At 43.0% G+C, this 23531-nt stretch carries 19 protein-coding genes; 8 read left to right on the plus strand and 11 right to left on the minus strand.

The genetic code is table 11. The features are described 5' to 3' along the window. Window positions 1-419 precede the first annotated feature (419 nt). The 3 genes from metK to ACMHKH_RS11025 all read left to right on the plus strand — a co-directional run bounded on the left by metK (window position 420) and on the right by ACMHKH_RS11025 (window position 2703). The gene (metK, locus tag ACMHKH_RS11015; RefSeq protein WP_413520705.1) at window positions 420-1586 is read left to right on the plus strand and encodes a methionine adenosyltransferase; all 1167 of its coding nucleotides are present in this window, start codon (window positions 420-422) and stop codon (window positions 1584-1586) included. Between the two features lie 102 nt (window positions 1587-1688). Beyond that, window positions 1689-2042, plus strand: a complete 354-nt coding sequence (locus ACMHKH_RS11020; protein WP_413520706.1) for a DUF3144 domain-containing protein — start codon at window positions 1689-1691, stop codon at window positions 2040-2042. Window positions 2043-2319: 277 nt separating this feature from the next. Further along, a complete protein-coding gene (locus ACMHKH_RS11025) occupies window positions 2320-2703 on the plus strand; it encodes a hypothetical protein (protein ID WP_413520689.1) in 384 nt (127 codons plus the stop codon). Between the two features lie 119 nt (window positions 2704-2822). Here ACMHKH_RS11025 and ACMHKH_RS11030 read toward each other — a convergent pair whose 3' ends face one another. The 7 genes from ACMHKH_RS11030 to ACMHKH_RS11060 all read right to left on the minus strand — a co-directional run bounded on the left by ACMHKH_RS11030 (window position 2823) and on the right by ACMHKH_RS11060 (window position 13577). Beyond that, window positions 2823-4478, minus strand: coding sequence for a BCCT family transporter (locus ACMHKH_RS11030; RefSeq protein WP_413520690.1), 1656 nt, complete (start codon window positions 4476-4478; stop codon window positions 2823-2825). Window positions 4479-4687: 209 nt separating this feature from the next. Then, window positions 4688-5917, minus strand: a complete 1230-nt coding sequence (locus ACMHKH_RS11035; protein ID WP_413520707.1) for a PQQ-dependent sugar dehydrogenase — start codon at window positions 5915-5917, stop codon at window positions 4688-4690. A gap of 247 nt (window positions 5918-6164) precedes the next feature. Then, the gene (gene clpB, locus ACMHKH_RS11040) at window positions 6165-8762 is read right to left on the minus strand and encodes an ATP-dependent chaperone ClpB (protein ID WP_413520691.1); all 2598 of its coding nucleotides are present in this window, start codon (window positions 8760-8762) and stop codon (window positions 6165-6167) included. A 256-nt stretch (window positions 8763-9018) separates the two neighbouring features. Continuing rightward, entirely contained in the window at window positions 9019-9594 is a 576-nt protein-coding gene (locus tag ACMHKH_RS11045) for a L,D-transpeptidase family protein (RefSeq protein ID WP_413520692.1), read from the minus strand. A 125-nt stretch (window positions 9595-9719) separates the two neighbouring features. Further along, complete coding sequence (locus ACMHKH_RS11050) at window positions 9720-10508, minus strand: SDR family NAD(P)-dependent oxidoreductase (RefSeq protein ID WP_413520693.1); 789 nt, start codon at window positions 10506-10508, stop codon at window positions 9720-9722. A 44-nt stretch (window positions 10509-10552) separates the two neighbouring features. Next, on the minus strand, window positions 10553-12247 hold the full coding sequence (locus ACMHKH_RS11055; protein ID WP_413520694.1) for an AMP-binding protein: 1695 nt from the start codon (window positions 12245-12247) through the stop codon (window positions 10553-10555). A 196-nt stretch (window positions 12248-12443) separates the two neighbouring features. After that, window positions 12444-13577: a DNA topoisomerase IB gene (locus tag ACMHKH_RS11060; RefSeq protein ID WP_413520695.1), complete on the minus strand. Its 1134-nt coding sequence runs from the start codon at window positions 13575-13577 to the stop codon at window positions 12444-12446. Window positions 13578-13750: 173 nt separating this feature from the next. Here ACMHKH_RS11060 and ACMHKH_RS11065 point away from each other — a divergent pair, with 173 nt between their 5' ends. Further along, a complete protein-coding gene (locus ACMHKH_RS11065; protein WP_413520696.1) occupies window positions 13751-14227 on the plus strand; it encodes a GNAT family N-acetyltransferase in 477 nt (158 codons plus the stop codon). A gap of 127 nt (window positions 14228-14354) precedes the next feature. On the opposite strand, the gene ACMHKH_RS11070 is transcribed toward ACMHKH_RS11065, so the two are convergent. From ACMHKH_RS11070 to ACMHKH_RS11085, 4 genes are all read right to left on the minus strand, one after another. Next, complete coding sequence (locus ACMHKH_RS11070; RefSeq protein ID WP_413520697.1) at window positions 14355-14639, minus strand: pyrimidine/purine nucleoside phosphorylase; 285 nt, start codon at window positions 14637-14639, stop codon at window positions 14355-14357. Between the two features lie 56 nt (window positions 14640-14695). Beyond that, window positions 14696-15791, minus strand: a protein-coding gene (gene prfB, locus ACMHKH_RS11075; RefSeq protein ID WP_413520698.1) for a peptide chain release factor 2 whose coding sequence is annotated in 2 segments (ribosomal slippage) — window positions 14696-15718 and window positions 15720-15791 — 1095 coding nt in all. Because the reading frame shifts where the segments join, the coding sequence is not laid out codon by codon here. A gap of 113 nt (window positions 15792-15904) precedes the next feature. Then, a complete protein-coding gene (locus ACMHKH_RS11080; protein ID WP_413520699.1) occupies window positions 15905-16612 on the minus strand; it encodes an HAD family hydrolase in 708 nt (235 codons plus the stop codon). An 86-nt stretch (window positions 16613-16698) separates the two neighbouring features. Continuing rightward, the gene (locus ACMHKH_RS11085; protein WP_413520700.1) at window positions 16699-17235 is read right to left on the minus strand and encodes a gamma carbonic anhydrase family protein; all 537 of its coding nucleotides are present in this window, start codon (window positions 17233-17235) and stop codon (window positions 16699-16701) included. Window positions 17236-17319: 84 nt separating this feature from the next. On the opposite strand from ACMHKH_RS11085, the gene ACMHKH_RS11090 reads away from it, so the two are divergent. The 4 genes from ACMHKH_RS11090 to greA all read left to right on the plus strand — a co-directional run bounded on the left by ACMHKH_RS11090 (window position 17320) and on the right by greA (window position 23436). Continuing rightward, window positions 17320-17517 carry a hypothetical protein gene (locus tag ACMHKH_RS11090; protein WP_413520701.1) on the plus strand — a complete coding sequence of 66 codons (198 nt, stop codon included), beginning with the start codon at window positions 17320-17322 and terminating at the stop codon, window positions 17515-17517. A gap of 401 nt (window positions 17518-17918) precedes the next feature. Then, window positions 17919-19151: a glutamine-hydrolyzing carbamoyl-phosphate synthase small subunit gene (carA, locus tag ACMHKH_RS11095; protein ID WP_413520702.1), complete on the plus strand. Its 1233-nt coding sequence runs from the start codon at window positions 17919-17921 to the stop codon at window positions 19149-19151. Between the two features lie 193 nt (window positions 19152-19344). Next, a complete protein-coding gene (gene carB / locus ACMHKH_RS11100; RefSeq protein WP_413520703.1) occupies window positions 19345-22599 on the plus strand; it encodes a carbamoyl-phosphate synthase large subunit in 3255 nt (1084 codons plus the stop codon). A 360-nt stretch (window positions 22600-22959) separates the two neighbouring features. Beyond that, window positions 22960-23436 (plus strand): transcription elongation factor GreA, encoded by a 477-nt coding sequence (greA, locus tag ACMHKH_RS11105; protein ID WP_079691347.1) that lies wholly within the window; start codon window positions 22960-22962, stop codon window positions 23434-23436. Window positions 23437-23531: the final 95 nt, after the last annotated feature.

Here is a 23531-nt window from a genome sequence, read left to right on the forward strand (position 1 = left end):
CATCATGCCATTATTGAGCAATACTTATCATACAACAAGCGCAGCTCACTAGAGTTTTATCGCGTTTCGAGGTAGAATAAGCCTATTTTTAAGCGAGTATGTCAGCGTTTCTATACTGCTGACTCTTAGATAATGCTTGTATGACTGGTGATGGCGAGAATATATTGCCATTTGAAATACCCTACAAGGATATTACCTACGTCGCCTAACCTCTTATGTTCTATCTAAACTCATGATTTATCAGCATCTATTTTTTTAGTTGAACTTATATAGTACATGCATTTTGAACAAGTGAATTGAGCAGTAACGACTAATCATCGAACAATACCTTCAATGTATTGCTCGGATAATACTAATTAAAGCAGCGCTCAGACGTTATGCTTTCCCTATCTTTATTGATTCCATTAAGCGATCCTATTATGCGCGAATACAACTTATTTACCTCAGAATCTGTGAGCGAAGGTCATCCTGACAAAATGGCTGACCAAATCTCAGACGCTATCCTTGATGCTATCTTACGTGAAGACATTCATGCGCGTGTGGCATGTGAGACACTCGTCAAAACTGGCGCAGTCGTCTTAGCTGGTGAAATAACCACCACAGCAAATATCGATTTTGAACGTATTGTTCGTGATACCGTTAACGGCATTGGCTATCATCATTCAGACTTAGGCTTTGATGGCGAAACTTGTGCTGTTATTAATATGCTCGGTAAGCAATCTCCTGAAATTGCTCAAGGCGTTGACCGTGCTGATCCTGAAGAGCAAGGTGCAGGCGATCAAGGTTTGATGTTTGGCTATGCAAGCAATGAAACTGAAGTCCTTATGCCCGCTCCTATCGAATATGCACACCGTTTAATGCAGCGTCAGTCTGAATTGCGCCGTGCAGGCGAATTGCCTTGGTTACGTCCAGATGCCAAAGCGCAAGTTACCCTTAAATATGACGGCAATAAACCCGTTGCTATTGATGCAGTGGTCTTATCGACGCAGCATGATCCAAGTATCTCGCAAGCAGATTTGCAAGAAGCGATCATGGAATCTATTATCAAGCAAGTATTGCCAGCAGAACTGCTACATGCCGGTACACGCTACCATATCAATCCGACTGGCAAGTTCGTTATTGGTGGACCAGTCGGTGATGCGGGTCTTACTGGTCGTAAGATTATCGTTGATACCTATGGTGGTATGGCGCGTCATGGCGGCGGTGCATTTAGTGGTAAAGATCCTTCAAAAGTCGATCGCAGTGCCGCTTATGCAGTTCGTTATGTTGCTAAAAACATCGTTGCAGCAGGTATTGCGGATCGCTGTGAAGTTCAAATCAGCTACGCGATTGGCGTTGCTGAACCAACATCTATTTCAATCAATACCTTTGGTACCAACAAAATTGGCAACGATGAAATCATTCGCTTAATCCGCAAGCATTTTGACCTACGTCCTTATGGCATTACGCGCATGCTTAATTTATTGCAGCCAATGTATCAACAAACCTCTACTTTTGGTCACTTTGGTCGCCCGGGTTCTGAAACTGCCTTTACGTGGGAAAAAACAGACAAAGCCGACATTTTAAAAGCAGATGCAGGTTTATAAAACTTGCGTGCATTGCGCTATTATTTTAGCCAATTTTTAAACTGTCGCGATAAATTTAACTTTACCTACCATTATTAGGAGTCGATTATGTCTCAAGACAACATGCCAAATAACACTCAAAATGACGAGATTGACGCCGCGCTTGAAATCACCCCGGAAATGCAAGCGTTTTACCAACGTGCCGATGCCATCATCGGTGTGGCAAACAGTCAATTGGGTCCTGATGCGCACTCAGGGCAAGTAGGTGCTTCATTGCTTTATGCCGCTGCTCGCTATAGTGCCTCTGTTGCTTCTATTGGCTTCGTTAAAGGCGATGATTTCGCCAAAGAAAAAGATGATATCGTCGAGTTTTATACCAAACAATATCGTCAAATGCTAAGCGACAACTTGACCGATTATGCACAGAATTTCGATAAATATATCCAGCTTAATCAAGACGATAAGCCTGCAAAATAAGAGTCATACAAAGTAAGAGCCCTGTAAAATAAAAATCTTGTTAAAAAATACTGCAATACTTAGCAGAATATTTTAAATATTAAGAAGATTCTGCTAGCATTAAAATTAAACCCAAGCTTATTATCAAGCTTGGGTTTTTTTGACTATGATTGAGTGGATGACTGCTGCTAAATCAGCTACTATGAATTTAGAGTACTTTCACTTTATAACTTATATGGCTAAAGTTGACTGTCGATAACAGGAAGTTGTCGAACGCTATCTATAAGGAAATATTATTATGAGGTATTTATTCAAATCTTGGTTTTCATTGTTGTCATGGCTCTCATCGATATCAGGCTTGTCATTATTAGGGTTATCAGCAACCATAGCCTTAGCTGGCTGTAACAATATCCAAAGTATCGATGCGCCTGACACGTCCCCCATTCATACTATTGAATATGATAAGAACCAAAGTTATACCACCAATCAAGCCTCTAATAACAACGCTTTTACCAAGTGCCCGCCGTACAATCCTGAGCAAACCATGTGTACTGCACAATACGACCCTGTCTGTGTAACCGTAAAAAATCGAGCCGGTATCAGCTATCGCACTGCAGGTAATGCTTGCTCAGCCTGTGGTACAACTGCAGCAATCAGTTATGCTAAAGGACAATGCTCATAGCTTAATAGCTTATGTAAATCTCTTTAAATATTATCAATAAGAGAATATTCAACATAAAAGAAAGCCCCAGCTTATGATAAAGCTGGGGCTTTTTTATTCAACGACAAGCTAATGAGTTATCACTCAGTCGGCTTTTCAATATCAGGCGGACCTGTCAGCAAATCTTCATCACGAAATTCATTGGCTGAATTATGCTCAGCAGATTCCTCAGTGATAAACCATTGCTGGTTGCGGTACAAAATCAAGCGATCTCGACTTAAGCCGCGCAGTAATGAATACAGCATAATCAGTATAACAACGGCAAAGGGGAAGCCTGAGACAATAGAAGCCGCTTGCAGCGCACCTAAACCACCAGCCGCCAATAATACTGCGGCGATAACGCCTTCCGTACCTGCCCAAAACAAACGCTGAATTTTTGGTGGATTGGCATCGCCGCCTGAGGTCAGCATATCAATCACAAAGCTGGCTGAATCTGATGAGGTCACAAACCAAAGCACAATCATCACAATAATCAACAACGTTGCTGCTTTTGCAAACGGGTAAAATTCCATTAGCTTAAAAATAGCACTGCCATAATCCGCTTTTACTGCCTCAACCAATCCTGGACTTGCTAGGCTTGGATCAGCGGCTGCCATCAACTCCATATGGACTGCTGAGCCACCAAATGCGGTAAACCATAAGAATAAAATAGTAATAGGAATCAGCAGAACGCCCAATATAAACTCACGAATGGTACGACCGCGAGAGATACGCGCGATAAATACCCCAACGAATGGCGACCAACTAATCCACCATGCCCAATAAAAAATGGTCCATGACGACTGCCAGTTTTCTTCACCAGCATATGACTCCGTCCAAAGACCTAAAGGAATCACTTGATGAATATAGTTGCCAATATTTTCTACAAAACTATTAATAATAAACTGTGTCGGTCCTAAGAAAATTACAAAGCTGAGCAGCACAATGGTTAGGAAGATATTGATATCACTTAAGCGCTTGATACCTTTATCCAAGCCCATCATCAATGACAGACCGGCAAGCATAGTGATAAAGGCTATCAAAATAATCTGTACGGTAATGGTATTTGGAATACCAAACAAGGCTTCAAGACCAGAGTTAATCTGTAATACCCCAAGACCCAAAGTCGTCACTACCCCAAACATGGTACCAAATACTGCCAACGTATCAACCGTATGACCCCATGGACCATAGATTTTTTTACCGATCAAAGGATACAGTGTCGATCGAATCGCCAATGGCAAACCACGGCGATAGTGAAAGTATGCTAATGACAGCGCAACCATACCGTAGATTGCCCATACATGCAGGCCATAATGTAAGAACGAGATATTCATCGCTTGCTTGGCAGCGGCGATCGTTTCAGGCTCACCTAATGGCGGTGACATAAAATGCTGTAGCGGCTCAGCCGTACCCCAGTACAGTAAGCCAATACCGATACCCGCTGAAAACAACATACCAATCCAAGAAACCAGATTATATTCTGGCTCCTCAGTCTGATAGCCCAATCTGATATCACCGTACTTACTAAAAATCAAATAAATACTCATGAGCAATGCTAAGTTAACAACGACAATAAAGAACCAACCAAAGCGCACAGATATAAAGGCTTTTGCTTGACCAAAAACCTCATTTGCCAGCTCATTAAAAAAAGCACCAAAGATGATAAAGGCGATAATCAAAAGTGCCGAGGATAAAAAGACGGGTTTGCTGACGCGCGGAAAGGGACCTAAACGGCCAACTTTGACATGATCCATTCAATATTCTCAATTTTTTGGGGTGCCCACCTTAACAAGATAGTTATCAACTATCAAATCTGCCCAAGCACTTTTAATGGCTGAAAATATCATAGATCCTACGATAGTCAGGCGCCTTAGGGTCTATGACTGTTATACTTTAAATGTTTATATTTAGTAACATACCCGAAACATAGGCTATGTTGGCGCTTTTTATTTGATTGAATAAATCACGGCTGTAACCTTAATAGTTGAGCATCATTGCCATCTTCTAAAATCCATACTTGCCCATCTACATTTAATACGCTACGAATACGCTTCCCCATATCATAACGATAGCGCTCAGTAGTAGCATTATCGTTATCAAAATTGACAACTATCAGTGCTTTAGAGGATAAGCTACTGATCAGCGCATTGCCTTGCCATGCCGGAAAATCATTATGCGTGCCCGCTTTATAAATACTTATCGAAGAAGGTGATATAACCGGTGTCCATGTCATCTTAGGCGCTTCAAATTCAGGACGCGTATCATGGTCAGGGATATCAACACCAGAATAATTGCGACCATTTGATACGATTGGCCAGCCGTAATTCTTACCTTTTTTAATCAAATTGAACTCATCGCCGCCTCGTGGACCCATTTCATGCGCCCACAACTGCCCTTTCTCATCAAATACCATACCGAGCACATTGCGATGTCCTATGCTCCAAAACTGCGCAGCGATATCATTGTTAGTATCAGCAAAAGGATTATCTTTTGGCAGCGAACCATCAAGATTTAGCCTAATAATTTTGCCCAAATTACCACTCATATCTTGTGCTGGGGTTTTTTCTTGACGCTCGCCTGAGCTGATATATAAATACTGCTCGTCAGGTGAAAGCAGCAAGCGATGACTATAATGCCCTTGTCCTTTCATCTTTGGCGTCTGCTGCCAGATTGGCGTAATCTCTCGCAAGCTGAGTTGACCAGTATCCAAACCTGCCAGCTTAGCCTTGATAACTTGAGCACCAAATTTATTGCTGTCAACACCCGTACCCGCTTCAACATAGCTAAGGTAGATATTTTTTGAGGTAGCAAAATCTGGCGCAAGGATAATATCTCCGAGACCACCTTGCCCGCCATAAGCGACTTTTGGTATACCAGCCACGGCTGTTTTAGCACCTGTTTTGATATTAACAATAAATAGCTCGCCTGTTTTTTGGGTCACGAGCAATTTGGGTGACTCATTATTAATGGTAGGCAACGCCGTCATTGCCCATGGTTCATTAAAGGTAGCAACGGCTTTGGTCGTAAAGGCAGGTTTATCGTTAGTTACAAATGAATCATTGAGAGGGTTTTTAGCTTCTTGATATTTTTCTAGATCCGCATTGGTATCAATTGCTGATTGATTGGAGCAGGCAGCCGTACTAAATAACATCGAAATCATTGCGACTGACACCGCGAAGTGTTTGTTAAGCATTTTATTTTTATTAGCCGTTTGAGTAATACCGCTACTAATCACTATATCTGTACTGTTCACTTTTATAATTTTCACGTCAATCACCCCTGTAAGCTTTTTTATAATATAGCAGGCAAGCTAGCCCTTCTGGTACAGATTGTGTCTTCTATGTTATTTCCAGCATAAAAAAACCCTTACTTGCCTGTATTTTACTTACACAGACAAATAAGGGGTTTTTTATGCTAAGAACAAGCGTTAAAACAAGCGATTAGCTCATTCTAAGCTTATCAAAGGTCAGCTTGTCATCCGCGCCGACATCAACTTTGATGATATCACCGGCGACAAAATCACCTGCAAGCAGTTTCAATGACAATGGGTTTTCGATCTCTTGTTGGATAGCACGCTTTAGCGGACGCGCACCATAGACAGGATCGTAACCAACTGCCACTAGCTTATTCATCGCATCCGCTGATAGCTCAATATCTAGCTCGCGCTCATGTAGACGCTGACGCAAGCGATCTAATTGAATCGCAGCAATACCTGACATCTGCGACAAACCAAGTGGATGGAAGACCACAATCTCATCAATACGGTTTACAAACTCTGGACGGAAATGCTGTCCAACTGCTTCCATCACTTCCACTTTGATATCCTCATAGCTCTCACCAACCATTTCTTGGATTTTGTGCGAACCCAAGTTACTGGTCATGATGATGACGGTGTTTTTAAAATCGACCACGCGACCTTGAGAATCCGTCAAGCGACCATCGTCCAACACTTGCAGCAAGATATTAAACACATCTGGATGCGCTTTTTCGACTTCATCAAATAAAATCACACTATAAGGCTTACGGCGTACTGCTTCCGTCAGTGCTCCGCCTTCTTCATAGCCGACATATCCTGGAGGCGCGCCGACCAAACGGCTGACACTGTGTTTCTCCATATACTCACTCATATCGATACGGACAATCGCATCCTCACTATCGAACAAGAAGTTCGCGAGTGATTTGGTGAGCTCTGTTTTACCAACGCCCGTAGGTCCAAGGAACAAGAAGGAACCTGAAGGGCGATTCGGATCAGACAAACCTGCACGGCTACGGCGTACCGCATTTGCTACTGCTTCAACTGCTTCATCTTGACCGATAACACGCTCATGGAGTTTTTCTTCCATAGCCAGCATTTTGTCACGCTCGCCTTGCATCATTTTACTGACAGGGATACCAGTCGCGGCAGCAACCACTTCTGCAATCTCATTGTCAGTGACTTTATTGCGTAGCAATTTAACAGTGATTGGCTCACCGATTTGCTCTTTCTGCTCAGCCGAATCAATATCAGCAATTTGTTTTTCAAGTTCAGGTATCACACCATATTGTAATCGCGACATCTCTGCATAATCGCCATCACGCGTGGCTTTTTCTAACTGAATGCGGGCTTTATCCAAGTTTTCTTTATGCTGTTTGCTGCCTTCGACTAGAGCTTTTTCAGCCTGCCAAATCTCATTAAGATCCGCATATTCCTTCTCTAACTCTTCGATCTGAGCATCTAGTATTTTAAGCTCTGCTTGCGCGCCCGCATCTTCTTCATTTTTGAGCACTTCACGCTGCATTTTTAGCTGAATCCGGCGACTATCAAGCTTACCTAGTGATTCAGGTTTACTGTCCATCTCCATGCGCAAGCGACTCGCGGCTTCATCAATCAAATCAATCGCTTTGTCCGGTAGCTTGCGATCGGTGATATAACGATGACTCATCCGCGCAGCGGCAATAATCGCGCTATCTTGAATCACGACCCCATGATGCAGCTCATAACGGTCTTTTAGACCACGCAAAATCGCAATGGTATCTTCGACCGTCGGCTCATCCACCAGCACTTTTTGAAAACGACGCTCAAGTGCTGCATCTTTTTCGATATATTGGCGATACTCATCTAGAGTCGTTGCACCGACACAATGTAATTCGCCACGTGCTAGCGCAGGCTTTAGCATATTACCCGCATCCATTGCACCATCGGCTTTACCAGCACCGACTAGGGTATGCAACTCATCGATAAATAGAATGACATTGCCTTCTTGTTTTGATAAGTCGCTGAGTACTGCTTTGAGGCGCTCTTCAAACTCACCGCGGAATTTTGCCCCTGCGATGAGCGCGCCCAAATCTAGCGACAGCACTTCTTTACGGCGTAAACCTTCTGGCACATCACCATTGATGATTTTTTGCGCTAAGCCTTCTACAATAGCGGTTTTACCAACACCTGGCTCACCGATAAGTACGGGATTATTTTTGGTACGACGCGACAGCACCTGAATGGTACGGCGAATCTCTTCGTCACGACCAATCACCGGATCAAGTTTGCCAAGTTCTGCCTGTTCAGTTAGGTTAATGGTATATTTATTCAGCGCATCACGCTGATCTTCAGCATTTTGATTATTCACGGTGTCATTACCTCGCAACTGCTCAATGACTGCTTTTAATTTATTTGCCGTCACACCAGCACTTGTAAATATCTTTTTGGTTTCGCCTTGCTCAGCGAGCGCTAGCAGCACCCATTCAGTCGCGATAAAATCATCGCCTTCTTTTTGCGCTTGACGGTCTGCCAAATTCAAAATTTTAACTGAATTTGGATTTAGATTGACATCACCTGTCGGCTCACTAATCGTTGCTTGATTGTCTAATGCTTTTGCCACACCATTCTTTAAAGCAGGGATAGAGCCGCCCGCCTGCTGACAGATAGACAAGTTGGATTCATCTTGCAGTAGTACGGCAAGCAAATGTACCGGATCGATACCGGTATGATCGCGACCTAACGCCAGACTTTGTGCTTCTTGAATCGCCGATTGCAGCTTTTGGGTAAACTTCTCAAATCTCATATTGGTATCCTTTTATCATTTATATATATTATCGGGCAGCAAACTTATGCTGTTTGCTTACCTTCGTCTACCTTTATATATGCGGTATATAGAGAGATATTTCAACCTACTTATCACTAAAACCTTATTAATAGTAATGATATTAAATACTTTAAATTCAGTCACTAAGCCATACTAAAACCCAATCTATTATTCATTAAACTTTAGATAAAATGAATCTACGAATATGGCTTGTTTGAGATTTTATTTAACAGTTTTATTCCACGATTTCAATAGCAGTACCAACCTTGACCGCCGCCATGATTTCATCCATCTCATCATTAGTCACCGCAATACAGCCCTCAGTCCAATCAAGACGCTGTGTGATACTGGCCAACTGACCAAAACCATTTTTTTGCCCATGAATCATAATATCACCGCCCGGATTGACGCCTAGTTTTTTGGCACGGGCTTTGTCTGCAGCATTGGGGTAGCTGACGTGAATAGAGCGATAGTATTTGGATTTCTCATTTTTATAATCGAGGATATAGGCACCACTTGGCGTACGTTGATCACCTTGCTTCTGTTTATGACCGATAGGATTACCACCAAGGGCAACGTGATAAGTTTTAATGACTTTATTATCACTTAATAACTGTAAGATACGCGCTGATTTATCAACGAACACTTTATCAATAACGGTATTTTTAGGAATGGCGCCTGTATTATCTAAGCTGTTGTTAGTAGACGCCATGGCACTAGCGCTGCTGCTCATAATCGCCACTGCAGCAAGCACGAAAGCCGCTAGTAACCCACGAGTATTTTTATAAGTCGTTAAATAAAAAAATGACATGGTCTTTGCTTCTTATAATGAATAAATAAAATTATTGCCTATAAGATAGCAAAAAACCATGCCACGTGTTGTGCAAGTTATATGAATAGCGCATAAAGCTGCGATATTAAACGCTTAACACCTTATTAAACCATACGTATCGCACCATCTAAGCGAATGACTTCACCATTGAGATAGGCATTATCAATGATATGCATAACCAATCTGGCGAACTCATCAGGCGCGCCCAAACGTTTAGGATAAGGAACGCCCGCCTCTAACTGCTCACGTGCCTTTTCAGGAATACTTTGCATCATTGGAGTAGCAAAAACACCCGGTGCAATCGTCATGACACGAATACCATGACGTGCAAGCTCTCGAGCTAATGGCAAAGTCAGACCGACCACACCAGCTTTTGACGATGCATAGCTTGCTTGCCCTACTTGCCCATCAAAGGCTGCGATAGAGGCGGTATTGATAATAATTCCGTTATCGGCATTCACAGTATTGTCTTCGGTAGGCGTACTAGCTGCCACTCGCTTAGCAATACTAGCAGCAACCAAGCGCGCCACATTAAAAGAGCCAACGAGGTTAATATTAACCCCGCGGCTAAAAGCATCAAGATCTGCTGGATTGTTTTCACGATCTAACAGCTTTTGTACCACAGCGATACCAGCACAGTTAATCGATCCTTGTAGACCGCCAAACTCTTCTTCAGCCATAGCGACAGCTGCTTGCACATCATCACCACTAGTGATATCACAGCGTACAAAACGAGCATTGTCGCCAAGCTCGTCGACCAGCGCCTGCCCAGCTGATTCGTTTAGATCAGCTATCACAACCTTGCCACCTTGTGCACTGATACCACGAACGACTGCTTCCCCTAACCCAGAGGCACCGCCTGTCACTAAAAAACTGCTTGCTTGTACTTGCATAATCATTCCTTGAGGTTTATTTTTTAATAATTAGTATTAGCAACTTAGTCAGCAGATAAGCTACGTAACAAGAACCGTTGAATCTTGCCACTTGGTGTTTTTGGTAGCGCATCAACGAACGCAACTTCGCGAGGATACGAATGGGCGGATAGACGCTCACGTACCAAGTCTTTAATTTGCTGTGCAATCTCATCACTACCTTGAATACCCTCTTTGAGTACCACATAAGACTTAATCGTATGTCCACGCACCTCATCAGGTATACCTACAGCGGCTGATTCTGCAACGACGTCGTGTTCGAGCACCGTATTTTCAACATCGGTCGGACCTACTCGATAACCTGCGGTAGTAATGATGTCATCGTCACGACCTGAAAACCAATACGTCCCGTCAGTATGACGCTCGACCACATCGCCAGTCAGATAGTAATCATCGACGAACGCTTGTTTCTCATTCCAGCTATAGCCTCGGAAATAAAATGCCGGTGACTGACTGACCACCACTGCCAACTGTCCTTGCTCGCCATCAGGCAATACATTCATATCATCATCTAATACCACCAGCGTATGCCCCGGTAGCGCCATTCCCATAGAACCTACTGGAGATTTATGAGTGAGCGCATGATGCTCACAGCAAGTCATACCTGTTTCCGTCTGACCATACTGATCACAAACTTTGCAGTTTAAATAAGTATCCACCCAATTCACCACTTCAGTATTTAAAGTTTCCCCTGCTGAGTTGGCACAGCGTAGCGATAACTTGGCATCAACATCGTCATGAGCTTTTTCAAAAACGCCGCTCGACTTCATCATACGAAATGCCGTTGGTGAAGATGCTAAATTGGTAATCTTGTGGCGTACCATAAAGTCACGGGTATTCTGAGCATCAAAACCGGCTTCATTAAAATAAGTGGTAACGCCCAACAGTAAAGGACCCGTAATTGCATAATACAAGCCATATGCCCAACCTGGATCGGCCATATTCCAGTAGTGATCGTCCTCGCGTAAGTCAATGGCATAGCGCATATATAAATAAAAGGCTGATAACGCGGCTAATTGCACGCTGACGCCTTTTGCCTTACCAACTGTACCTGAGGTGAACATCTGTAAAAATGGCGCATCAGTATCTAATATTACTGGCTCTATCGTTTGTGGCTGCGTTGCCGTCATTTCAACATAATTATCATCGCCCCAACTTTGCGCATCCTCCTCGCTACCCACCAAGACCATCTTGGTCTGCTCAGCCAAGTCTTCAAACTTGTCACGATTCTCTTGGTTGGTAAAGACGACCTTGGTATTGGCTTTGTCCATGCGATACTTAATAGAATCATAGCCAAAAGCGGTAAATAACGGTTGATACACCGCGCCAATCCGCCAAATTGCTAATACAATCGTCAATAATTCGGGAGTACGCGGTAACATGGTGGCGACCTGGTCGCCTACTTTTACACCATAAGATTGTAGTAAATTGGCGACTTGCGCGCTTGCCTTATCCAGATCAGCAAAGCTCATACGCGTCACATTGCCACTAGTATCTTCATGCACTAACGCAAGATTATCCGCGCGGCCGTCACGCACATGGCGACCGCAGCATGCCATATAAGCATTCAATCGATCGTCTAAATGCTCGCCAAAGATTTCTGTCGATAATGCATTGATATCAAAATTATTATAATAATCGTTGTAGCTCGTTGGCGTGTTTGCAGTATGCGCAGTAGTATTTGAAGGTGAGGTGTTCATAAGCTAATCCTTTAGCAATATTAAGTAAGTGATAGAAAATATATCATATAGACAAAACGGACATAACCTATAGACCATTTCCCATTCTAATATTTAAGATAGTCTATTAGTAACGTATTTTTCTCATTATTTCAATACATAGCGTATCATTTTTAAAGATAAGAATAATTTAATAGAAGTTTTACTGGTTACTACGTCATCGTAGTGTATGCAAAAATCCAAGTAATGCCTTCTCTTCACAGCTTTGATACTGTTTGGTGCGCCCACGCCGCGCTTGTTTATAGGTTGCAAAAAACTGTCCTGCCAAAAATCGCTCAATAATAATAGGATTGATATAAGAGGCTCGACAGACTGCAGGCGTATTGCCAAGCTCCTTTGCTACATCTTTAACCATATCAGTGACCAACTGCTGGCGCTCATGGCTCGCAGGCTCGCTTGCCAATATCTCTTTACCAACTGACGTTTGCAACTCATCATAAAGATAACTGGCAGCCAGCACACTTGCCATCCATGTACGAAAATCCTTTGCGCTGTATAAATTGCCGTTATACATTTTACTTTCACAATCATTAGCGCAAGTATACTTGCGTATGTATTCATTGATATCGGCGCTATCAACCACTTGTTTATCACCATTGTCATCTAGATATTTAAAAATCTGATAACCCGGTAACTCAGAACAGGCTTGTACAATCTCAATCAAGCGCTCATCTTGCAGCTCTATATGATGCGCTTTGGCACTTTTACCAACAAAATCAAACGCCAAGCCAGTATCTGTTTCACTCACATGTTTACTTCTTAACGTACTCAAACCATAACTTTTATTGAGTTTTGCATAGCGGCTATTTCCAATACGAATTAACGTCGTCTCTAATAATTTAACCACGGCGGCAAGGACGTTATCACGTGATAATGACATCACCTCTAAGTCTTTTTCAACTTGCGCTCGTAGATTAGGCAGCGCCTCGGCAAAACCTATCATCGCCTCAAACTTGGCCTGATCACGCACGCGATTCCACTCTGGATGATAAAGATACTGTTTACGGGCTTTGTCATCACGACCTGTCGATTGTAGATGTCCTTTTTCATCTTGGCATATCCAAACCTCTGACCACATGGGCGGTATCACTAACGCATCAAAACGCTGACGCACTGCCTTGTCTTTGACCGTTTTACCATCCACGTCACGATACGTAAATCCCCGCCCCCAACGTCTGCGCGTAAACCCAAGCTCATCATCGCTGACGTAGCGCAAATTTGCCAAGTGAGCTAAATGCTCATAATCATGGCGCACATATTGCGGGTTTATCTGCTGCTCTAACTTCGCCATAAAGATACTCACTTTATAAAATAGTCGTTTTAGCATAATTAACTACAGCGATTTTTGCTGTGTATTTGCCATGGATGAAGTGTAATCCTGTGTAAAATAAAATCGATAAAAGGCTTGTTAATTTTAGGCGCTAAGGCATAATTTAAGATTAACCCATCTTAGATGCTTCCAATATGACAGACTCTACTCCTACAAATATAACTGTTAGCCCAATAAAAATAGCACTCCTTTCTCACGCTGATTACCAATCTTGGTTGCAACTATGGCAAAGCTATCTGACGTTTTATGAAACCAGCTTGCCACTAATTACCATAGAAGCAACATGGCGCAACTTGCTTGATAGCAATGTCCCTATTTATGGATTTGGAGCATGGAAAGACGACAATTTGGTAGGTATGACTCATGTGGTGCTACATCCCAATACTTGGAATAGCACTGAATGTTGCTATTTAGAGGACTTATACGTTAGTGAATCTGTACGAGGGTACGGCGTAGGACGCGCATTGATTGAGCACGTTTATGAGTTTGCACGCCAGCAAAACTGCAACCGGGTCTATTGGACAACCCAAGAAGATAATACAACTGCACGTCGCCTCTATGATACGCTTGCAATCAAAACTGATATGATTCAATATCGCAAGGATTTATGATAGCTTGATAGATTAATTAATTAACAGATAGCTGCTTTTTTATAAACAGTTCAATGTAAAAACAAAAAACGCCAAGTATTAATACTTGGCGTTTTTTATGCTGATAAAATTACTACTCTAAAATCGCTTATTTACCATACACACATAAGTAAGCGGTTTCGACGTTCACTTTTACTTGGAATTTTTGATTGGCGTCAACAGTAAACTGCATACCTGCTTCAAAGGTCTGCCACTCGTCACTCTCTGGTAGCTTAACCGTCAAAGCACCGCTAACGACTGTCATGGTTTCAAACTCGCTAGTGCCAAATTCGTATTCACCAATCTCCATTACTCCAACAGTGGCAGGGAGAGTGCTCGTCTGAAAGGCAATAGAAGTTACTTTATTATCAAAATAATTGTTAACGCTTGGCATAATTTTCCTTAATGAAAAGTTGGTTGATATTTCAAAACTGACTTTATAGTTTCGCTCTACAGTCCCGCTTTTAAACTTGCTTCGATAAATTGATCGAGGTCCCCATCGAGTACAGCGCCGGTATTAAAGGTTTCAACGCCAGTACGTAAGTCTTTAATACGTGAGTCATCGAGTACATAGGAGCGAATTTGACTGCCCCAACCAACATCAGACTTACCATCTTCAACCGCTTGCTGAGATTCCATACGTTTTTGCATCTCAAGCTCATAAAGCTTGGCGCGTAGCATCTTCATTGCCGTTGCTTTATTACCGTGTTGACTGCGCTCATTTTGACAAGTTACCACAATGCCGGACGGTTCATGGGTGATACGTACTGCGGAATCGGTAGTGTTGACGTGCTGACCACCAGCGCCAGATGAGCGATAAGTATCAATGCGCAGATCCGCTGGATTGATATCAATCTCGATATTATCATCAATCTCCGGTGACACAAAGACTGCCGCAAATGACGTATGACGACCGTTATTACTGTCAAATGGCGACTTACGTACTAAGCGATGGACGCCAATCTCAGTCCGTAGCCAGCCAAAAGCGTAATCGCCTTTAATCTCAATGGTTGCTGACTTGATACCAGCGACACCGCCAGCAGATATCTCAATAACGTCCACTTTAAAACCATGTGCTTCTGCCCAGCGCGTATACATGCGCAGCAGCATCTCTGCCCAGTCTTGCGCTTCTGTACCACCACTGCCTGATTGGATATCCAAATAGCAATTATTTGGATCCATCTCACCGCTAAACATCCGGCGAAATTCTAAATCGGCCACACGTTTTTCAGCATTATCGAGCTCTGCCTGCACATCGGCAAGTAATGATTCGTCCTCTTCTTCTACTGCAAGCTCAAGCATCGCAGATGCATCTTCCAGTGTGGTTTCAAGCGAAACTACCACATCAATCACCCCATCAAGCAGGCTTTTTTCTTTATTAATTTTGGTCGCGCGTTCTGGATCATTCCATAGCTCGGGATTTTCTAATTCTAAATTGACTTCTTCTAAGCGCTCTTGCTTACCATCGAAGTCAAAGATACCTCCGAAGGTCCTGCCCGCGCTCAGATAAGTCTTTAATTCGTTCTTGATACGGATTGATTTCCATAAAGGTTCCTGTGTGTTTTAAACGATTATTTTTAAGCAATAACTATGCCGCTATTTTAAAGGAGATTTGCGCAAAATGTTTGGCTAATTCTCTCTACCATCCTAGCAGTGACGTTAATCATTATTCGATGAAATCGACCAGTCTTCAACTGCCCAGCGATGCGCTAAAGCATGCGCATGAAGCGCATCGTCGGGTGACACGCAAATAGCCACATCCGCCCACTCAAGCAGTGGAATATCGTTCTTAGAATCTGAATAGGCATAAGTCTTGTCATAATGAATGCCAGCCAGTTGCTGCTTGCCAATCCATTTATCCAAGTGATAAATCTTACCTTCTTTAAAATTTGGCTTATCGGTCAATTTACCCGTATAACGCTCATTTTTTATCTCAAGTGGCGTTGAGAGCACATTGCCATCTTCAATCCCAAAACGTTTGGCAATCGCAGAGACCACAAAATCATTGGTCGCCGAAATAATCACCACATCATGACCTTGCTCGACATGCTGACACAAAACTTCTATCGCTTTTGGGCGAATATGCGGCTCGATTTCACTCTTGATATAGTCTTCTCGTAGCTCATGCAATCGCTCCATCGGTAGACTGCTTAAAAACTGCGCGACAAATTCATTATATTCCGTGGCATCAAGTGTGCCTTCAATATAGTCGTTATAAAACTTCTGATTGGCCGTGCGATATTCTGCTTCATCGACAAGATTGTGCTTAACGATATATTCGCCCCATAAATAATCGCTATCGACATCGAGTAGAGTATGGTCTAAATCGAATAACGCTAAGGTGCGTAAAATGTGTGGCGTACTCATAATAAAATACTCATTAATGATAATTGGTAATAATTCATAGGAAATGGTCGTTAGTGATTAGTGGTTATTATTTAGTAATAAGCGACTTACTCAGGTTGCTCAATTTCTCTAAGACCGGCTTTAAACTTCTGACAACGCTCCGCATAATGTAGTGCTGATAGCTTCAACATCGCTGCTTGCTCATCGGTTAATGTCTTAACCACTTTTGCAGGAGCGCCCATGACCAGAGAGTTATCCGGAATTTCCTTACCTTCGGTTACCAAGGCTTTGGCACCAATGATACAGTTTTTACCAATTTTGGCATTATTTAAGATGACTGCGCCAATACCAATCAAACTGTTATCACCGACTTCGCAGCCATGCAGCATCGCTAAATGACCGATGGTGACATAGTTGCCAATCTTTACCTCAATACCAGCATCGGTATGAATCACGCTGTTTTCTTGCACATTACTATAATCGCCGATATGAATACGTTCATTGTCACCACGCAGTACCGCACCGAACCAAATACTTGCTTGATGACCCAAATATACATCACCAATAACCCGTGCTGAGTCTGCTACCCAACCGTTAAAAGGTACCGCAAATTCAGGCACCTTGTCTAAATATTGATAAATCATAATCTGTCCTTAGTCATTATTTTTTATAAAAAATGTGTTGTAAAGCCTGATAGTAGTAAAGATTCATAAAAGCTATGGAATATTATGTCGCCGGTAGTTCTTATGCTGATAAAAGCAGAAATTATCCACTCCTTCGTACTACCCGCCGTTGCTTACGGTAGCACTTATTATATGGATGATAAAGAGGGTCGACAGCAATTTTATTATTCATTTGCTGTCAGTATGACTTCCAACAACTTACCGCCAGATTACTATGAATCATCAGTTTATGATAAGTTTTAATACTGTCTGTGGCTTTGAGTCTTTTGAACGCGCTATTAATAACTGCAGCAAATTTTCAACAAATAATCGGTATTATTAATAAATAAACAATCTTTAGGTTGTATATGCATTTTATTAGCCTATCTCTGAGTTAAGGTGCTAGCCCTTAACGCAAAACTCTAGTATAATGCGCAAAATCTGTGCCAAAGCGAGCGGACATGATGTAAGTTACTTATTCACCCCTAGTGAATCCTGTACCTTTTCATCTATGATGTCTTCTCGCTTTTTTGTGGAAAAATTTTGGCGCTGTCTCTTTTATTATGGTTATTTAGCCGCAGTTAAATAGCAATAATCAAAAAAGCAGCGCTTTATTTTAAGCAAAAAACCAGCACAGCACTCACCAATAACAGCGGAGGCAACCCTTGAATTCATCGACAGAAATACAAGCAATTTTGGCACTAGCGGACGGTACGATTTTTCGTGGTATTAGTATCGGTAGTCAAGGTCATCGTGTCGGTGAGGTGGTTTTTAATACAGCCATGACAGGGTATCAAGAAATCCTGACCGACCCAAGCTACGCGCGTCAACTAGTGACCCTCACCTATCCGCACATCGGTAATACCGGCACCAACGCTGAAGATGTCGAGTCTGGTAATGGTCACCAAATCTGGGCAGAAGGTCTTATAATTCGCGATGCCACTATGGTTACCTCAAACTTCCGTAACTCAGAGTCACTAAGCGATTATCTACAGAATCATAATACTGTCGCCATCGCTGATATTGATACGCGCCAATTGACGCGCCTGCTACGTGATAAAGGCGCACAAAACGGTTGTATCATGACGGCCTCTAATGGTGAAACAATTAGCAGCGACGACGAGCAAAAAGCGATTAAGTTGGCACAGGAATTTGCTGGTATTGAAGGTATGGACTTGGCAAAAGAATGCTGCACGCCAACCAGCTTTGAATGGACAGCAGGTAGCTGGGATTTATCAGACACCCTACTCAACCGCGACATAGCGGGTAGCCATGAAAGCGGTACTGGCGGTTTCTTTAAGCATTTGGGCACGCATGTTGAAGCAAAATATAATGTAGTCGCTTATGACTTCGGTAGCAAAACCAATATCCTACGCATGCTCGTTGACCGTGGCTGTCATGTCACAGTAGTGCCAGCACAAACCCCTATCGCAGATGTGCTAGCAATGAACCCAGACGGTATCTTCTTATCAAACGGTCCTGGCGATCCTGCTGCTTGTTACTATGCTATTGATGCCGTACGTCATATCATTGAAGAAACCAATATTCCTACCTTTGGTATCTGCTTAGGTCATCAGTTAATTGGTCTTGCCAGCGGCGCAAACACTATTAAAATGAAAACTGGTCATCATGGCGCCAATCATCCAGTACAAGATCTGGCAACTGGCACGGTTATGATTACCAGTCAAAACCATGGTTTTGCGGTTGATGAAGACACGCTGCCTGCTAATGTTAAATCTACCCATCGCTCATTATTTGACGGTACTAACCAAGGTATCGAGCTGACCAACAAGCCGGTCTTTAGCTTCCAAGGTCACCCAGAAGCCAGCCCCGGTCCGCATGATTGTGCACCATTGTTTGATAAGTTTGCAGATATGATGGCAGCGGCTAAAGCGTAAGCTGTTAAGTAGCTTTTAACTATAAGTTATTAGCAATCAGTAGATATTCGTTATACAGCTTAGATCACAAACGATGGTTTAAGCTGACCCACGCAAAATAACATTACTTTATTGAAATATAGCATTGTTCAAATACCGTTTTACCCAAATATAAATAAATTAAAACATCATACTAACGAAGGTAGCCCTAACTATGCCAAAACGTACCGACATAAAAAGCATTCTTATCATTGGCGCAGGCCCCATCGTCATCGGTCAAGCGTGTGAGTTTGATTATTCAGGCGCGCAAGCCTGTAAAGCGTTGAAAGAAGAAGGCTACCGCGTCATCTTGGTCAACTCAAACCCGGCGACCATCATGACCGATCCTGTCATGGCTGATGCGACTTATATCGAGCCGATTACATGGCAGACGGTTGAGCAAATCATTGCCAAAGAACGTCCTGACGCTATCTTACCCACCATGGGCGGACAGACGGCACTAAACTGTGCGCTAGAACTGGACAAGCATGGTGTATTGACCAAATATAATTGTGAGCTGATTGGCGCGACCAAAGACTCGATTGAGATGGCAGAAGATCGCAACTTATTTGATAAAGCCATGAAACGTATCGGCCTTGAGTGTCCTCGCGCTGAAACAGCTGAAACCATGGAACAAGCCTTTGCCACTCAAGAAAAAATGGGTTATCCGTGTATCATTCGTCCGTCATTTACCATGGGCGGTTCAGGCGGCGGTATCGCGTATAACCGCGATGAATTTATCGAGATTTGTGAGCGCGGCTTTGACTTATCACCAAACCATCAGCTCCTTATCGATGAGTCATTAATCGGTTGGAAAGAATATGAGATGGAAGTGGTTCGTGACAAAAACGACAACTGCATCATCATCTGCGCCATCGAAAACTTTGACCCAATGGGCGTGCATACTGGCGACTCAATCACGGTTGCGCCAGCACAAACTTTGACGGACAAAGAATATCAAATCATGCGTAATGCGTCATTAGCTGTACTGCGTGAGATTGGTGTTGAAACAGGCGGTTCAAACGTCCAGTTCGGTATCAACCCTGAGACAGGTCGTATGGTCGTCATCGAGATGAATCCACGCGTGTCACGTTCATCAGCATTGGCATCAAAAGCGACGGGCTTCCCGATTGCAAAAATCGCAGCCAAATTGGCGATTGGTTATACGCTAGATGAATTGCAAAACGATATCACTGGTGGCAAAACACCAGCCAGCTTTGAGCCTGCGCTTGATTATGTCGTTACTAAGATACCTAGATTCAATTTTGAAAAATTCCCACAAGCCGATAATGTTTTATCAACCCAAATGAAGTCGGTTGGTGAAGTGATGGCGATTGGTCGTAACTTCCAAGAATCGATGCAAAAAGCTTTACGTGGCATGGAAACAGGCAATGATGGTTTTGATGAGCAAATTGACTTATCAAAAGTGCCAGCTGATAAAGCCCGTAGCGAGATTACCAATCGTTTGACCATCCCAACGCCTGAACGCATTTATTACATTGCAGATGCTTTCCGTATCGGCATGAGCGTCGATGAGGTATTTAATCTAACCAAAATCGATCCATGGTTCTTGGTACAGATTGAAGACATCGTTAAAACTGAAGCAACAGTCAAAGCATTAGGCTTTGGTGGTTTGACCGAAAAGAACTTACGTGGCTTCAAACGTAAAGGTCTATCAGACTTACGTTTGTCCAAATTGCTGGGCGTCTCACAAAAGCAGCTACGCAAAAAGCGTTGGGATTTAAATATCTATCCGGTTTATAAGCGCGTCGATACTTGTGCCGCAGAGTTTGCGACTAGCACCGCTTATATGTATTCAACATACGACAGCGAATGTGAAGCCAATCCAACGAATAACAAAAAAATCATGGTCATCGGTGGCGGCCCTAACCGTATCGGTCAAGGTATCGAGTTTGACTATTGCTGTGTACACGCAGCCCTTGCGATGCGCGAAGACGGCTACGAGACCATCATGGTCAACTGTAATCCTGAAACGGTTTCAACCGATTATGATACCTCTGACCGTCTCTACTTTGAGCCTATCACCTTAGAAGACGTGTTAGAGATTGTCCGTATCGAAAATCCTGACGGCGTCATTGTTCAGTTTGGTGGTCAAACACCATTGAAACTAGCCCGCGCTCTTGAAGCCGCTGGCGTCAAAATCATTGGTACGAGTCCTGATGCGATTGACCGCGCAGAAGACCGCGAACGCTTCCAGCATATGATTCAGCAGTTGAATCTTGTGCAACCAACCAATGCCCTAGCCACTAGCTTAGAAGATGGTTTGGTCAAGGCAAAAGACGTTGGTTATCCATTGGTCGTACGCCCATCTTACGTACTAGGTGGCCGCGCGATGGAAATCGTCTATAACGAAGACGAGCTAAGACATTACTTGCGCACTGCGGTACAAGCGTCAAACGAAGCGCCAGTATTGTTAGATCGTTTCTTAGATGATGCCATCGAAGTCGATGTAGACTGTGTTAGCGACGGTACAGACGTGGTGATTGGCGGTATCATGCAGCATATCGAACAAGCTGGCGTACACTCTGGTGACTCAGCCTGTTCATTGCCGCCTTACTCACTATCTAAAGAATTATGCGATGTCATGCGCGCACAAACCGTTGCTATGGCAAAAGAGCTAGGCGTTATCGGTCTGATGAACGTCCAATTCGCAGTAAAAGGTGAAACCGTTTATATTCTTGAAGTCAACCCACGTGCAGCCCGTACCGTACCATTCGTTTCTAAGTGTATCGGGACTTCTTTAGCGCAAATCGCTGCACGCTGTATGGCTGGCACGTCGCTAAAAGACCAAGGATTTACAACTGAGATTGTACCATCGTTTTTTGCAGTCAAAGAAGCGGTATTCCCATTTGCTAAATTCCCTGGTGTTGATCCAATCTTGAGTCCTGAGATGAAATCAACCGGTGAAGTCATGGGCGTTGGCAAAACCTTTGGCGAAGCATTCTACAAGGCCGTCATCGGTAGTAATGAGCGTCTGCCCGGTTTACCAACTGAAGGCGAAACCAAAACGGTCTTTATCTCAGTACGTGATAGCGACAAAGCGCAAATCGCTCCTATCGCCCGTCAGCTGATCGACTTTGGCTTTAATATCGTTGCCACTACAGGTACGCAAAAAGTACTGGCGGAAAACGGCATCGAATGTAAGCAAATCAACAAAGTCACCGAAGGTCGCCCGCATATTGTTGATGCCTTGAAAAATGGCAAAATTGATATGATTATCAATACCACGGAAGGCAAACAGGCACAAGAGGATTCATTCTCTATCCGCCGCAGCGCCCTACAAGGCAAAGTATTTTACGTCACCACTTTAGGCGCGGCAGATGCTGTTTGTAAATCTTATGCGATTGACTTGCCTTTTGAGGTTTATAAATTGCAAGATTTACATGAGCAAGCAAAGTCTATTGTATAGCTCTATTGACTTGGCTGAATAATTTCAGTAGATTAAGCATAACCGTTAGGCTTGCCTAAGAGCTTATTTGAGCATGGTTTCCTGTTGAACACAGCAAACCATGTTTGAAATACAATTTAAATGATAAAACCAAAAAGCATAGTGGCTAAACTGCGACTATGCTTTTTATTACGTAAGCTTAAGTGCGCATATTCTTGAATTGAGGTGAGATATCCTCATAAATAATAGCCAACTTACTTATTACGCTGTCTTAACCCCTACTCTTTTTATATTTTATACCCATTGCAACAACACTGACACCATCTCACTATTCACTAAGAGTAGGAGATGGTGCCCGTGTTATTGGTTTAAGGAAAAAACATGCAACGTTACCCCATGACTCCGCAAGGACATGCTGCGCTAGAAGCAGAATTAAAACAGTTAAAAAGCGTCGACCGTCCACGTATCACCGCCTCTATCGCTGAAGCTCGTGAACACGGCGATTTAAAAGAAAACGCTGAATACCATGCAGCGCGAGAGCAGCAAGGATTTTGTGAAGCACGTATTCGTGATATCGAAGCCAAACTTGGCGGCGCACAGGTCATTGACCCTACGACTTTACCAAAAGACGGCCGTGTGATATTCGGTGTGAGCGTCGTTATCGAAAACATGGACACCGAAGAAGAAAAACAATACAAAATCGTTGGTGACGACGAAGCGGATTTTAAAGCCGGTAAAATCTCTGTTAACTCGCCGATTGCTCGTGGTCTGATTGGTAAGTCTGAAGGCGATGAAGCCCGTATTGAAACGCCAAAAGGCGTGGTCGAGTACGAAATCATGAAAGTCATTTATGACTGATTATTGATAAAATATGTTTATTGTATTTTAATAGCCTCAGATAGGATAAGTATCGCTTAAACTGTCTGAGGCATTTTTATGCCTGTTTATTTATT

The organism is Psychrobacter glacincola, from assembly GCF_965118485.1.
GTDB lineage: Bacteria > Pseudomonadota > Gammaproteobacteria > Pseudomonadales > Moraxellaceae > Psychrobacter > Psychrobacter glacincola_D.

Excerpts from the sequence above, each read along its gene's own strand:
- metK (WP_413520705.1), top strand. The coding sequence starts at position 420 with ATGCGCGAATACAACTTATTTACCTCAGAATCTGTGAGCGAAGGTCAT.
- ACMHKH_RS11020 (WP_413520706.1), top strand. The coding sequence starts at position 1,689 with ATGCCAAATAACACTCAAAATGACGAGATTGACGCCGCGCTTGAAATC.
- ACMHKH_RS11025 (WP_413520689.1), top strand. The coding sequence starts at position 2,320 with ATGAGGTATTTATTCAAATCTTGGTTTTCATTGTTGTCATGGCTCTCA.
- ACMHKH_RS11030 (WP_413520690.1), bottom strand. The coding sequence starts at position 4,478 with ATGGATCATGTCAAAGTTGGCCGTTTAGGTCCCTTTCCGCGCGTCAGC.
- ACMHKH_RS11035 (WP_413520707.1), bottom strand. The coding sequence starts at position 5,917 with ATGCTTAACAAACACTTCGCGGTGTCAGTCGCAATGATTTCGATGTTA.
- clpB (WP_413520691.1), bottom strand. The coding sequence starts at position 8,762 with ATGAGATTTGAGAAGTTTACCCAAAAGCTGCAATCGGCGATTCAAGAA.
- ACMHKH_RS11045 (WP_413520692.1), bottom strand. The coding sequence starts at position 9,594 with ATGTCATTTTTTTATTTAACGACTTATAAAAATACTCGTGGGTTACTA.
- ACMHKH_RS11050 (WP_413520693.1), bottom strand. The coding sequence starts at position 10,508 with ATGCAAGTACAAGCAAGCAGTTTTTTAGTGACAGGCGGTGCCTCTGGG.
- ACMHKH_RS11055 (WP_413520694.1), bottom strand. The coding sequence starts at position 12,247 with ATGAACACCTCACCTTCAAATACTACTGCGCATACTGCAAACACGCCA.
- ACMHKH_RS11060 (WP_413520695.1), bottom strand. The coding sequence starts at position 13,577 with ATGGCGAAGTTAGAGCAGCAGATAAACCCGCAATATGTGCGCCATGAT.
- ACMHKH_RS11065 (WP_413520696.1), top strand. The coding sequence starts at position 13,751 with ATGACAGACTCTACTCCTACAAATATAACTGTTAGCCCAATAAAAATA.
- ACMHKH_RS11070 (WP_413520697.1), bottom strand. The coding sequence starts at position 14,639 with ATGCCAAGCGTTAACAATTATTTTGATAATAAAGTAACTTCTATTGCC.
- ACMHKH_RS11080 (WP_413520699.1), bottom strand. The coding sequence starts at position 16,612 with ATGAGTACGCCACACATTTTACGCACCTTAGCGTTATTCGATTTAGAC.
- ACMHKH_RS11085 (WP_413520700.1), bottom strand. The coding sequence starts at position 17,235 with ATGATTTATCAATATTTAGACAAGGTGCCTGAATTTGCGGTACCTTTT.
- ACMHKH_RS11090 (WP_413520701.1), top strand. The coding sequence starts at position 17,320 with ATGTCGCCGGTAGTTCTTATGCTGATAAAAGCAGAAATTATCCACTCC.
- carB (WP_413520703.1), top strand. The coding sequence starts at position 19,345 with ATGCCAAAACGTACCGACATAAAAAGCATTCTTATCATTGGCGCAGGC.
- greA (WP_079691347.1), top strand. The coding sequence starts at position 22,960 with ATGCAACGTTACCCCATGACTCCGCAAGGACATGCTGCGCTAGAAGCA.